Origin of the sequence: uncultured Gilvimarinus sp., from assembly GCF_963972205.1 — a bacterium.
Taxonomy (GTDB): Bacteria; Pseudomonadota; Gammaproteobacteria; order Pseudomonadales; family Cellvibrionaceae; genus Gilvimarinus; species Gilvimarinus japonicus.
Genome location: NZ_CAXAUC010000002.1, coordinates 424,176 through 437,480, shown reverse-complemented (window position 1 = coordinate 437,480; position 13,305 = coordinate 424,176). Strand labels below are relative to the sequence as shown.

Sequence of the window (13,305 nt, the reverse complement as noted above, 5' to 3'; positions counted from 1 at the left end):
ATGAAAGGAATAATATTGGCCGGCGGCAGCGGCACACGCCTGTACCCGATTACTCAGGGTGTATCAAAGCAGTTGATACCGGTGTACGACAAACCGATGATTTACTACCCGCTGTCTATCTTAATGCTGGCGGGTATTCGCGAGATACTGATCATCACCACACCAGAAGATCAATCGAGCTTTCAGCGGTTACTGGGCGACGGCTCGAATTTAGGCCTAACGTTTGAGTATATCGCACAGCCCTCACCCGACGGACTGGCACAAGCTTTTATATTGGGCGAAGAGTTTATCGGTAACGACTCCGTGTGTTTAGTATTAGGCGATAACATTTATTACGGCCACCACTTAAGTGAAACCTTAACCCATGCCGTGGCCAATGCCGACAACAATCAAGCGACGGTATTTGGCTATCACGTGCACGATCCGGAGCGTTACGGGGTGGTGGACTTTGACGAGAGCGGCAATGCCATTAGTATTGAAGAGAAGCCCGCAAAACCCAAATCAAATTTCGCCGTGACCGGTTTATACTTTTACCCCAACGATGTCGTCACTAAAGCAAAAGCGGTGGAGCCTTCAGAGCGCGGCGAGCTAGAAATAACCAGCATCAACCAAATGTACCTCGACGAAAGCCGCCTAAAGGTTGAGCTAATGGGGCGTGGTTACGCGTGGCTGGATACTGGCACCCACGAGAGCTTGTTAGAAGCGGCGCAATTTATCGAAACCATTGAAAAACGCCAAGGGTTAAAAATTGCCTGTATCGAAGAGATCGCCTACGAGCTTGGGTATATCAGCAAGCAAGATCTGCGCACTTTAGCGGCGCCATTGGCAAAAAACCAATACGGGCAATACTTACTGACCCGTGTCGCCGAGGAGAGCCCCGCATGAAACTGACGCGCCAAGCGATTAAAGACGTCATTTTAATCGAGCCCGCAGTACACGGTGACGAGCGCGGCTACTTTTTTGAATCGTTTCGCAAAGACAAGCTCGAGGATACCCTCGGTCACGAGGTTAGTTTTACCCAAGATAACGAATCGCTATCGTCTCGCGGCGTACTCCGGGGCTTACACTATCAGCTACCACCTTACGCGCAAAGTAAACTGGTGCGTGTCATCAGCGGTGAAGTGATTGACGTAGCAGTAGACATCCGCTTAGGCAGCCCTACTTTTGGCCAGCACGTAAAAGCGCGTTTAAGTGGCGAAAACAAACATCAACTGTTTGTCCCGCGTGGCTTTGCCCACGGTTTTATCGTGCTGAGCGAACAAGCTATTTTTGCTTATAAAGTGGATAACGGCTATGCCCCAGAGCACGATTGCGGCATTCATTTTAACGATGCCGCACTCGGCATTGATTGGCAGCTCGATAATGCTGAAATCAGCACGTCGGGTAAAGATGCCGAGCAACCTATGTTGCTAACTCGCCAGCAAACCGCCCCCGACACTTTGTTTGAGTACGGTAAAAACTATTATGCCTAGTAGCGCTCCCCTATCTATTTTAGTCACCGGCGCCAACGGGCAACTAGGCAGTGAGCTGGCGTTATTAGCGAAACAATACAATGCTATAGAGTGGTTTTTTGCCGACCGTACCGCGTTGGATTTAACCGATCAAACCGCTATTGCGAAGCTCATTAATCAACGAAAACCTAACATTATTATTAACTGCGCTGCCTACACCGCCGTTGATAAAGCAGAGTCTGAACCTGAGCTCGCCGATACGATCAACCATTTAGCCGTCGCCCAGTTGGCCGACAGCGCCAAGCAAATTAACGCCAGCCTGATTCACCTCTCAACTGATTACGTGTTTAACGGCGAACAATGCCGCCCTTACACCGAGACTGACAACACCGATCCGCAAAGTGTTTACGGCCGCAGTAAACTTGCCGGTGAGCAGGCATTTGCCGCCAGTGGTGGCGCCGGCATTATTGTTCGCACCAGCTGGGTTTACTCGGCCTTTGGCAACAACTTTGTTCGCACCATGAGCCGCTTAGGGCGCGAGCGCGATAGCTTGAATGTCGTCAGCGATCAGGTCGGTAGCCCTACCTGGGCGCGAGATCTGGCCCAGGCGCTTATCGACATTTGCCTAAGCGACAAACTAGCCGACAAGCGTGGCGACATTTACCACTACAGCAATGAAGGCGTGTGCAGCTGGTACGACTTTGCCTGGACTATCATGCAGCAACAATCGCTGCGTTGCGCACTTACTCCTATTACAACCGAGCAATACCCCACTCCCGCGCAGCGTCCCCCTATGAGCCTGCTTTGGAAGGCAAAAATTAAACAAGATTTTAATATCGTCATCCCTCACTGGCTCGCCTCACTGCAAAAGGCGCTGCCGGAATTTTTAGGGTAATTGGCAGTGACCGTCAGTGTCTGTATGGCCAGCCACAACGGCGAGCGGTTTATCGCGCGTCAGCTGGAAAGTATTCTAGCCGAGTTAGCATTGGAAGATGAGCTGATCGTGGTGGACGACCACTCCACCGACAACACGACCGCAATTGTTCGCGCCCAACAGGACACCCGTATTAAACTGCATCAAAATGTGCACCGGATAGGCCACGTAGCGAGCTTTGCCAAAGCGATATCACTAGCCAAAGGCGATATTATTGCACTGGCCGACCAAGATGACCTGTGGCTAGAAAACCGGTTGGCACCGATTAAAGCGGCACTTAGCGAGCCATCGTGTTTAGTCGTAGCAGGCAACTTTACCGACATCGATGAACGCGACGGCATGCTAAAACTGCCCTCAAAGCGCAGACTAAAAGCCTCAGACAGTGACCGCTATCACGCTAACCTTTGGGGCATACTCAAGGGCGAGCGTCCTTACTACGGCTGTGCGATGGCATTTAATCAGGCATTAAAAGAGCAAATTCTTCCCATTCCTACCTACGTAGAATCGCACGATTTATGGGTAGCTATGGCAGGCAATCTAGATGGTGCTATAAGACACTTAGAAGCTAATGTTCTCGCCAAAAGACAACACGGAAGAAACGTTTCAAGCCCGGTACGCCGTAGCTGGCCTAAATTAGTCCTAAGCCGACTGGGAATGTTGCTAGCATTAGCGACGCTAAGCCTGCGAAAACGCAAACTTAAGCGCGAATATGCTTGATTGCACGTTTGCGCGCTAACCACGCGTAGCGTAACGTTAACAACAACGTACGCACACGAGAAAACCCCTCGCGCTCACGATAGATTCGCCAAAAATACGGCAATACTTTGAGCTTATTCGCTGAAATGGAGTTAGCGCTAATGTGGTAGAACGTTAAGCTATCGGCGATGCCGAGAATTGAATGCCCCTCACGCGCAAACTCTAACCAAAGCGCATAATCTTCATGCCCCATAACCGGAAACAAACGTTTACCTAACGCCGCACCCTCCACCATAACACTCGAACAAATCAGAGTGTTTTGCTTTAGCAGACTGGCATAGGTTGCTTGCCTTGGAGGAACCCGAACATCACAGGCTTGACCTTGGTCGCGCACAACAACAGCACCAGTACAACTTAATGCCGCTTTTGATTGCTGCATCAATGCCAACTGACGCTCTAGTTTATGTGTCGCCCACGCATCGTCTGCATCGAGAAAGGCAATATAAGAACCGCGTGCGCGCGTTAATGCTTCATTGCGCGGAGTCGCTGGTGAACCGCTATTGCTTGATAAACGAATCAGATTAATACGAGAATCTTGCTGTGCGCAGTCTGCAACGTATTGCGCCGTGCAATCGGACGAGCCATCATCCACTATCCATAACTCCCAGTGGCGGTAAGTTTGAGCTTGTACCGACAACATCGCCCGCTCAACCGTCTCGATCGCGTTAAAAGTTGGCATAATGACGCTGATTAAAACAAAGCCAGATGTGTCGGAACTTTCCATCAGCGTATCTCTTGCACCATCACCGCGGTAGAATACGCCTCACAGCGGGGGCTACCGCTTGAGGTGAAAAGTGAGCTTCAAGATTATCAATACCACCTTGCGACAAGGTTTGCCATAGCGCTGAATCTTGGTAAACCTTGACAATAGCCTCGGCAAACTGACGCGGCTCCTCGGCAACCAAAACATCTTTACCAGGTACGGTGTGCATGCCCTCAACGGCGCAGTTGGTAGCAACTACCGGTATCCCATAATTCATCGCCTCGTTCACCTTACCTTTAACTCCCGCGCCGTAGCGCAAGGGGGCAATAGACACACGAGCATGTTGTAAATGAGGCTCTATATCTTCAACAAAGCCGTGCACAACCAACCCGTCTGAAGCGAGTGCCTTAATACTGTCTGGCATATGACTACCGATAATCGATGTTTTTACACCTGGTAACAACGATTGAACGTGTGGCAACACCTCATTGGCATACCACTCGACAGCGTCGATATTAGGCGGATGCCGAAAACCACCAACAAACAAAATACCTTCACGCTGCTCGTAACCGGGACGCTCTGGTGAGTGAGAGTGAATGTTCGACACAATATCGACTGTGGCCGCCGGTGCTATATCGGCAAGCAAGGTTTTTTCAAACTCAGAAACGACCAACGTAACGTCACACTTATTAATAAGGTCCAACTCTTTGCGCTTGGTTATAGCGGCCTGAGCTTTAAGTGCTGCATCGCCGGACACCTCAAACTCGCGTTCCTCACGAACAAAGTGCAAATCGACCGTATCAAAAATAAGCGTTGCTTGCGCCGCGCAGGCGCGGGCCAGTGCGACATACTGGGAAGCAATATAGTGACGGCTAATCAAAATAGCGGCTAAATCAGCACCGCGCTTGCGCAATACTTTACGCACCGAGCCGGCCCACTGATTGTGCAGCACTTCAACCCCTGCAGCCTGCATCTCGTCGACAGATTTCTTTCTATACTCGAGATTATCGGCTACAAAGGTAACATGATAGCCCTCTGCTTTTATAAGTTTTAACAAGTTCAGCATTCGAATTGAGCCCGAATCCTGATCCGGCGTAATCATACAAGCTTCGATCACCAGCACGTTACCCCGACTGATGCGGTGCGCCTCATTATCAGGGTCAATGCCGTTCTCAGCGTGGGACGCCAGCACACTCTCCCAGCGTTCAAAAAACTTTTTGCCGTTTGTCACTTGATACGCTTTCACACCGCTGGACTCATCACGCCCATGGCTAACACCCTCTAGGTGATAAATTTCTGCACCAGGCTGATAGAGCACACGAAGGCCTTGGTCACGCACCCGAAAGGCAAGATCCGTATCTTCGAAATAAGCGGGCGCATAATAGGTGTCAAATCCGCCTAACTGTAAAAACAAATCGCGCTTAATCGCCAACGCCGCACCAGAGCAGTAATCGACATCTCGCACGTAATTAAAGCGCGGATCCTCAGCATCTTGATCACGACCATAATTCCAGCCGCTACCATCGCGCCAAATGATACCTCCGGCTTCTTGCAATGTGCCATCACGATTGAGCAGCTTCGCGCCAACCAAGCCGACATTATCGTGCTGAGAAAAGGTATCCAATAACTTATCAAAAGCACCACATGATACGACGGTATCGTTATTGAGCAACACTAGGTATTCACCATGGGCGACACCGGCACCCGAATTCATATTGCCCACAAACCCCTGATTTTTTTCGGCCGTCCAAACACGAATACCCGCCACCATTGCTAAAGCTTCAGCAGCGGCAATTGACGAACAATCATCTGCGACAACAACCTCAAACGGTTGCGATGGCGGGTTCTCGGCAATACTCTTTAAGCAAGCATAGGTTGTTTCATGCTGACCATAAACAGGAATAACAATTGATAGCACAGGTTGCGCCGAGCTCTTGAGCGTGAGCGGCGCCAACGCCATCGGCTCCTCGCTCAACAACTCAGGGTTAACATTAATAGTCGGGCGCCGGTTATGGGCCTCGGCCTGCGCAACTGCGGTATGAGCCTCATAACTAACACGACCAAACAATGCCTGCCACTGCCCGCGACGCACCATACTAATGAAGCGAGCATAAGACGCTGGTCGTACCACATGTCGCGATAGCTTTGCCAATATAAAGGGTATTCGAGCGGTGCCACGCTTAAGCACTCGCAACGGTCTGGTAACACGCCAAGAGAAACTAGTCAGCAGCGCGTCACGCTCACAAATTAGCTGATCTATTTGCCCGCTTAAGCTCGCTATTACCCCCTCGCTATGATCAATATGGCCTTGAGCATCCCGAGCTTGTTTTTGCAGCTCGGCAATATTATCTTTAGCAAGAGACAAATTGTCCTCACTCAACGCCAAGCTTTGTTCAGCTGCATTAAGCTCAACCTCAGCGCGTTTTTCGTAAGCGACGTACTCCTCGTTAACTTCTCGCAAATCATCAGCCAGCTGCACCTGCGCAGCATGCAGCTGACGAAACTCCAACATGCTCGCCACCTCAGTTTCGTCATCAGGCAACAGAGACAAGCGTCGCTCGACATCCCGCATCACACCACGATGATGAGTACGACTCGCAAAGTGCAATAACGACTTTATAGGGCGGTCAGGCGGTAGAGGCGCAGTGGGGAGAGCCTGTATACTGGCTAACAAAGCTAAAGTATCGACTTCAGATTTACTAACCACTTTGTTAATATCTTTCATATACCAACGGGCATATTCATCTAAGTTATCACTTACTACGCGGGCGGATGCAGGCTTAGCCTCTGTTGCATCCTGCAACGCTTGCAGCCAAGCTTCGCAGCTTGCGTCAGACGGAATAAGACGCGCATTGGGAACATCTTCCAAGCGTTCAGGTAATGCACCCATATCGGACGCAACAATAGGAACGCCAGAAGCTAGGGCATGAGACAAGGTAAAACAAAAAGTTTCAGGCACTTGTGCCGGCATCCAGATGACATCTGGTTTTTGCTCCGCTATAAGCCGGGGCAGGTCTTGCTCAGCATAATCCCCGGTCATGGCTAAAGGCGCATCGACAGGGTCTGTACTAAAGCCGATTAACTGAAAGCTCAAGGTCGGCACCTGGGCTGCCGCTAAAATTGCCACCTTCTCAACGACCCGTAAACCTTTCTCGGGCGATAGCGAGCCCAACAAAAGCACCTTTTTAACATCAGCCGCCGCCTCTACTCGTTGCGGATGAGCTTGATAGCTATATTTGCCGGCAGGGAACACCGCCTCAACAGCACGCTTAACACTGAGAGACGGGGCAATTATTCTTGATGCGGACGCGACTACAGATGCCATTAAGGTGCGCCACTCGTCGTCTGCTGTCGGCCACCCCGGACCATCACACACCGCACCACCCTCTACCTGGTGATAACGAGGAGATATTAAAAAATAATCGTGCAGGGTTATATCAAAAGGCAATGCCAGCCCTTTTAATACCTCAATGATTTCGACACTCCAACCGTGCACATGATGTAAATGTACCCGATCAAATTGAAATTGACGTAATAGCGTCTGCCATACGTCAACGCGGCTTGAGTCAAACCCTCCAATTTTTAAAACAACTTCCGACGGTACCGCTGCGCCCTGAGCAACCGACATTAAGCTAAGCTCTACAGCGCCGTTACCACAGCCACGTAGCACCATAACCCGAGCTGGCACAATACGGCGCAATAACGAAACATGCTGCTCTACACCACCGCCCCATGCATGAGTGATAAAGAGAAGCTTCTCTGCGTTATCCCGCGCAAAATCATCCAGCGCTTGCGCCTCTTTCGGGCTAAGCTCTACGGAGTTATTAAGTGACGATACATCTTTCATTGAACTCTCTATATTAAATGGCTCTGTCTCAGCTGACTCTCGCTCTGCTGCTCGGATACGCGCGAGCATCTCTTTTGCTACACCGCCTGCCTCAACTATTAACTTGTCAATACGGTCACGAAAAGGCTTAATAGGATCAAGAGCTACAAACTCTTGTACTTGAGCAAAGAAGTCGGGGTGGCGGGCATTTATGACCGCTTCGGCCACTTGCGTTAGCTGCGCTTTATCGTCCGCAAAACTCACACCACCTTGGTGAAAAACAAAACAATCCGCTGCAAGTAAATGCACCCAACCGGCGTTACTGGCTTTAATACAAAAATCGTTTTCTTCCCCATAACCTCGGCCAAACGCCTCCTCATCAAACAACCCCACTTCATTCAAGCACTGACGACGGATATACATACAAAACCCAACACCAGTAGGAAGCTCAACCGTTAGGCCTGAATTCGCGTCCTCACAATAGCGCTGCATAGTTGCCACATCACATCCAGGCAACATTGGATTATCGTGACAGAAGCGCGGGTAAGAGCAAATAGTCGCATTATTTGAAAGCGGAGTCACAGAAGCGGCTCGGGGGTTTGTTAGCGCTGCTGCCTGAAGGCGCTCCAGCCAACCGGGAGATACCAAGGTATCACTATTGAGCAAGATAACATCCGTATTCGATAACGCCATCGCCCGATTAACGGTTCCAACAAAGCCTAGATTGCTAGCATTATGCAAAACACTTACACGTTTATCCAGCGCCCAAGCATCAAAGCATTCTACCAACTTTTGCTCAGGTGAGGCATCATTAACGACAACAACATTCGCCCACTCTGGCAATGAGCCCAGTACAGTCCTGAGACAATCTCGCGTCGACTTATAGCCCCTATAAACGGGGATAATAATATTAATAGACGGCTTAGCAGCCATGACCGCCACCTAATCACTCTTTCTTAATAGGTATATTTCTGTGTGTCCGTCACACCACATCAGCAAAGCTTCCTTTGGTTTTCCTAAAAAACCAAAAGCCAATCACAAAAACAACGGAAGATACCACTAGAGAGGTAGAAAACGCGGCTACCGAAGGCAAGGAATGAAACACCACAATACCTCTTACCGCCTCTACATAATAAGTTAGCGGATTAACAGCCAATACTATTTGATATTGTTCAGGCACGTAGTTAATTGGAAAAAAAATGGGACACGTAAACAGAAAGACAGTGGAAACAAACCCGACAATATGTGTCAAATCTTTAAAGAAAACACCCAACACACTCACAAACCACGCTACGCCAGTACAAAACAATAAATACTGAAGTAGCAAAACGGGTAAAAACACAATATGCCACGTTAAATGCCCACCCATAAACCCAGACACGAGTAACAGCACAACAAATGACACAACAAAGTGAAATAGAGCCGCCATCGAGACAACCCCCCCAAAGATACTCAGCGGAAACACCACCTTTTTTACATAGTTTGCATTGTCGCGCATCACCGATGCAGAGCGCCCCAGTACGTCGGCAAACATCATATGTACAATCAAGCCGCAAAAAAGCAGAACCATAAAGCTTACTTCTGTATCGCCCTGTACCGGCCAACGTGCTTGAAAAATAACACCAAACACAAAGCCATACACCACCATCAACAAAAGTGGAGTTATCACCGACCAAAAAAGCCCCAACCAAGAACCCTTATAGCGTGCAACAATATCTCGTTTAACCATCATGGAAGATAGGCTTGAGTAACGGCGCAGTGCCGACCAGGTATTCGCTTTCATGTCGTATTAACTCACCGAATCTAATGTAAAGCCAACCACTGGAGTACCAAATAAACCGTGGATAATATGACTTGATTGACAGCTAAGCACCAACGCATCATGAATCCAGCAATGTTGCACATGATCTGACTGCGACCCCGAGGCAATACCTAACGACACGACATATTCCCCTTGCGCCAAGTAAGGCATTAAAAACTTTAGTCTTGCCACATAGCGAGTATTACCCGAGACGCAGTATCCATCCGGTTGAAACAGCAAGCTATTGTCGCCAAACAAAACTTGTCCACGCTTATCTTTAAACAAAAAGCCCACAATAAAGTTACTGAGACCAGATTTCACATTCATTACTATTTCAAGCTCGACCACGGTACCGCCAAACACAACCGATAATTTCCGGCCCTGCTCATCGCGCAAAGCAGTATCGACCACTTGAACCAAGCCGGTGCCAAAAGCACCCACATCAGTGTCGAAAGGAGCAATATGTATATCGTTTCTGTAACTTGAGTTTTTCAGGAGTTGCTCACGAGGGTCATGCCAAGCTTCAAGGGCTTTCTCGTACGCTACACTCGTCGCATCATCCGCTCTCATATCACCCAGAGTCTCATTATACAAAAACTCTAGGTACGACTCAGTCACCTGCTTGGCGTCACCTTCGAGCATCACCCGGCCTTGATTCAGCCAAATCGCTTTATCGCAAAGCTGTGATACAGCACCTGAATCATGGCTCACAAAAATAATGGAGCCTGTCTTTTTGAATTTTTCTAAAAAGCGCATGCACTTTTGCGAAAACAAAGCGTCGCCCACAGCCAAAGCCTCATCAATCACCAGCACGTCTGCATCGACATGAGCGATAATAGAAAATGCCAGCCGCACAAACATACCGCTAGAGTAGGTTCGCACGGGGCGATCTATAAACTCACCAATACCGGCAAATTCGATTATGTTAGGCAAGCGACTATCGACATCGCTACGATTCAAGCCATAAATAGCCGCATTAAGGTAAATATTCTCGCGGCCGGTAAAATCATCATTAAAACCTGCGCCAAGCTCTAACAGCGCAGCCACCCGCCCTTTGACATCCACACGGCCTTCAGTGGGCTGTAACGTTCCGCAAATGATCTGTAACAAAGTCGATTTGCCAGCACCATTGCGCCCAACGATACCCAGAGTTTGTCCCGCCGACAATTCGACTGACACTTTTTTTAGGGCCCAAAACTCCTCAACTTTAGCCGACTTTGAGGGGAACAACAACGAAAAAAGCCGCTTAAGCGGCTCATCGTACAATTGATAACATTTACTGACGGACTCAACCGATAATACTGTATCCACTAGCTTTACAACCTTTTAGTAAGAGCGTTACTTGTGGTAAATCCACCATTGTCCGTCCACCCGAATCCATCGTTCTTTTATTGGACGGGTGTTCTCAAACCCAAGCTTAGGTAACTTATAGCTAATAGATGTGGACACATCGCATACATCCATATCGCACGACACTGATTTGACGACTGCATTAGTCCAGCTGCCAGCACCCGCAAACTGAGGCTTATGAGCGCTAAGAGAAACACTTTGGCGATAGCCCGGCGTTGCGTACGAATAAGCTTTAGCGAAGTCGCCTTCAACTAATGCATCTAGCCGCTTTTGCGCTCTATCAGCCACTTGATCATCTGAGGCAACCGGTGTTGTCGATGCGCAACCAACAAGAGCAACCACGCCAAAACAACAAAGAAGTAGATTTAACTTAACCATACCTTTTTCGCCTTAATAAATAAGTTTAAAAACTCGGATCAACCAACTTGCTGTCATCAATAGACTGCTGAAACGCCTCTAAGCCTTTCATTCGACTGCGCATCTCCTTCGTCACATTACGCAGGTCTTGATCGGTCTTCATCACATGAGGCGTAATGATCACCAATAACTCTTGACGCTCTTCCTCTACAGTAGAGCCGCCAAACATCCATCCAATTACCGGTAAGTCACTGAAAAACGGTAAACCTGTTTTTCGGCTATTTTGTGAGTCACTTATTAGACCACCTAACACTACTGACTCACCCGAGCGCACCGCCACTTTGCTATTGATGGCCCGCTGAAAAAAAGTGGGGGTATTACTAGCACCACCAGACCCCACATCAGTCACCGATTGCTGCAATTCCATCGTCACCAAACCACCGGCATTAACCGATGGCCTCACATCCAACTGCACCCCTGTATCGCGGTAACTAATGTTCTGCGTAGAGCCGTACTGACCATTGGTTGTACTGGATAACACAGGAGTTGAGTCGCCTACCTGAATAGACGCTGATTGATTATCCATTACCATTATGGACGGTGTAGATAGCACCTTAATCAAGTCTTTATCGGCAAGCGCATTTAACACGCCTTGTATTTGACCCAGCGAATTATTAAACACATAACCAAAGTCAGGTAAACTCGCATTAACACTGCCGTCAGCCCCCAAGCCCAAGCCTATATTGCCCTGACCTGTCCAGCCACCATCTAAGCTGTTTTCAAAGTACCACTCTAAGCCGTATTGCAAACTATCTGTTAACCGTACCTCAATAATACTTGCCTCAATTAAGATCTGTGAAGGCATAACATCCAGACGCCTCAAAGCGCCTTCAATTTTTCGGTATTCAGCGCCAGTAGCATAAATCAACAAAGTGTTATTGACGTCATCTGCAACAATACGTGCAGTATCGCCTAGCGAATAACTAGCAGCACCAGAGCGGTTCGAACTTTTATTAGAGCTACTAACCGCTGAACCATCATCACCCGAGGACATATTAGTAGAGGTTAACCCAGGCGCAACCCCAGAGTTACCTCGACTAGAAGAGCCACCAGAGCCGCCAAACACTCGACTAATAAGTTGTGCTAAATGGTCGGCCTCGCCGTTTTCGACTGAATAAACATACAACTGGGGCTCAGCACCTTGAGTCGGGGTCCGATCTAAACGTTCAATCCAAGTTTCCACTTGCGCAAGCAATTCTTTACGCGGGGTCACCACTAACACCGAGCCTAACGATTCTAACGGTACGGTGCGAATCAACCCACTTAATGGGCTTGCTTTATCGCCTACAGACGTTGCCATTAATGTTGCTAAGGCAGAGTTTATCTCGTCAGCAGTCGTGTACTCGATCGGGAACACTCCTACCGACATACCTGATAAGTAATCGACATCAAAAGTTTGAATAATGTCCAACCAACCCTGTAACTGAGTGCTTCCCCCCCCCAGTATCAGTAAATTACGCACGGCGTCGATCCGGATAAAAGCCGAATCTGGCGCCACTGGTTTTAACACCTCTGCCATGTGTGCAGCACCAATATACTGCAATGGTACAATCACATTGCTATATCCTGGCTTTAGGTTTTCACGGCTCTGAAAAGAAGGATTAGCTGACCGAAAACGTTTACTTGCCGTCACTAGGTACCGCCCATCGGCGCGTTTAACCATTGCGGCACCATTGGCATCAAGCATGCTTTCTAAGATAACCAACAGCTCTTTACGCGGAATAGGGGTCTGGGTGCGCAAACTCACAACACCAGGAATCTTACCTTCTACCACATAGTCTTGTTTTAACGTGTCGCCTAATATCCCGTGTACAACATCCTCCAGCGGAGTACTTTCAAAGTTTAACGTAACATCCTGCCCCTCCAACTCAATCACAGAATCATTTTGGGGCATACGGATAGTTTTGTCAGACCCTAGGTACGTATCAGCCGACAAAGCAGGAGGCTCTTCATCAACGTTATCCCCATTCGAACCAAACACAGTTTTTTGTGACTCTAAAGGACTTTCTGAAGAAGATAGAGCCACTTCACTTACGCTCTCTTTAGTCACTTCCTTGTCTTGCCACT

General features: G+C 48.7%; 10 protein-coding genes. 4 read left to right on the top strand and 6 right to left on the bottom strand.

Going from position 1 to position 13,305, the window contains the following annotated elements; all coding sequences use genetic code 11:
• Genes rfbA through AACY82_RS06460 form a run of 4 tightly spaced genes read left to right on the top strand, consistent with a single transcriptional unit; the run spans position 1 to position 3,102 of the window.
• Complete coding sequence (gene rfbA, locus AACY82_RS06475) at positions 1-885, top strand: glucose-1-phosphate thymidylyltransferase RfbA (RefSeq protein ID WP_339615966.1); 885 nt, start codon at positions 1-3, stop codon at positions 883-885.
• Positions 882-1,472: a dTDP-4-dehydrorhamnose 3,5-epimerase gene (gene rfbC, locus AACY82_RS06470; RefSeq protein WP_339615965.1), complete on the top strand. Its 591-nt coding sequence runs from the start codon at positions 882-884 to the stop codon at positions 1,470-1,472. Before rfbA ends, rfbC begins: the two co-directional genes overlap by 4 nt.
• Positions 1,465-2,346: a dTDP-4-dehydrorhamnose reductase gene (gene rfbD, locus AACY82_RS06465; protein ID WP_339615964.1), complete on the top strand. Its 882-nt coding sequence runs from the start codon at positions 1,465-1,467 to the stop codon at positions 2,344-2,346. The genes rfbC and rfbD overlap by 8 nt, the downstream gene beginning before the upstream one ends.
• A gap of 6 nt (positions 2,347-2,352) precedes the next feature.
• A complete protein-coding gene (locus AACY82_RS06460) occupies positions 2,353-3,102 on the top strand; it encodes a glycosyltransferase (RefSeq protein WP_339615963.1) in 750 nt (249 codons plus the stop codon).
• Here AACY82_RS06460 and AACY82_RS06455 read toward each other — a convergent pair.
• From AACY82_RS06455 to gspD, 6 genes are read right to left on the bottom strand one after another with little or no spacing between them, the layout of a single operon-like run.
• Positions 3,083-3,865, bottom strand: coding sequence for a glycosyltransferase (locus AACY82_RS06455; RefSeq protein ID WP_339615962.1), 783 nt, complete (start codon positions 3,863-3,865; stop codon positions 3,083-3,085). The genes AACY82_RS06460 and AACY82_RS06455 overlap by 20 nt on opposite strands.
• Before the next feature lie 19 nt (positions 3,866-3,884).
• Complete coding sequence (locus tag AACY82_RS06450; protein WP_339615961.1) at positions 3,885-8,603, bottom strand: glycosyltransferase; 4,719 nt, start codon at positions 8,601-8,603, stop codon at positions 3,885-3,887.
• Between the two features lie 49 nt (positions 8,604-8,652).
• Positions 8,653-9,453, bottom strand: a complete 801-nt coding sequence (locus AACY82_RS06445; RefSeq protein WP_339615960.1) for an ABC transporter permease — start codon at positions 9,451-9,453, stop codon at positions 8,653-8,655.
• A 6-nt stretch (positions 9,454-9,459) separates the two neighbouring features.
• Entirely contained in the window at positions 9,460-10,782 is a 1,323-nt protein-coding gene (locus tag AACY82_RS06440; RefSeq protein WP_339615959.1) for an ABC transporter ATP-binding protein, read from the bottom strand.
• Positions 10,783-10,809: 27 nt separating this feature from the next.
• Positions 10,810-11,199, bottom strand: coding sequence for a hypothetical protein (locus tag AACY82_RS06435; RefSeq protein ID WP_339615958.1), 390 nt, complete (start codon positions 11,197-11,199; stop codon positions 10,810-10,812).
• Between the two features lie 25 nt (positions 11,200-11,224).
• The gene (gene gspD, locus AACY82_RS06430) at positions 11,225-13,288 is read right to left on the bottom strand and encodes a type II secretion system secretin GspD (RefSeq protein ID WP_339615957.1); all 2,064 of its coding nucleotides are present in this window, start codon (positions 13,286-13,288) and stop codon (positions 11,225-11,227) included.
• Between the last annotated feature and the right edge of the window lie 17 nt (positions 13,289-13,305).

What these genes read in the sequence shown, in the direction of transcription:
- AACY82_RS06450 (WP_339615961.1), bottom strand. Translation starts at nt 8,603, where the DNA reads ATGGCTGCTAAGCCGTCTATTAATATTATTATCCCCGTTTATAGGGGC.
- rfbA (WP_339615966.1), top strand. Translation starts at nt 1, where the DNA reads ATGAAAGGAATAATATTGGCCGGCGGCAGCGGCACACGCCTGTACCCG.
- AACY82_RS06435 (WP_339615958.1), bottom strand. Translation starts at nt 11,199, where the DNA reads ATGGTTAAGTTAAATCTACTTCTTTGTTGTTTTGGCGTGGTTGCTCTT.
- rfbD (WP_339615964.1), top strand. Translation starts at nt 1,465, where the DNA reads ATGCCTAGTAGCGCTCCCCTATCTATTTTAGTCACCGGCGCCAACGGG.
- AACY82_RS06445 (WP_339615960.1), bottom strand. Translation starts at nt 9,453, where the DNA reads ATGAAAGCGAATACCTGGTCGGCACTGCGCCGTTACTCAAGCCTATCT.
- rfbC (WP_339615965.1), top strand. Translation starts at nt 882, where the DNA reads ATGAAACTGACGCGCCAAGCGATTAAAGACGTCATTTTAATCGAGCCC.
- AACY82_RS06455 (WP_339615962.1), bottom strand. Translation starts at nt 3,865, where the DNA reads ATGGAAAGTTCCGACACATCTGGCTTTGTTTTAATCAGCGTCATTATG.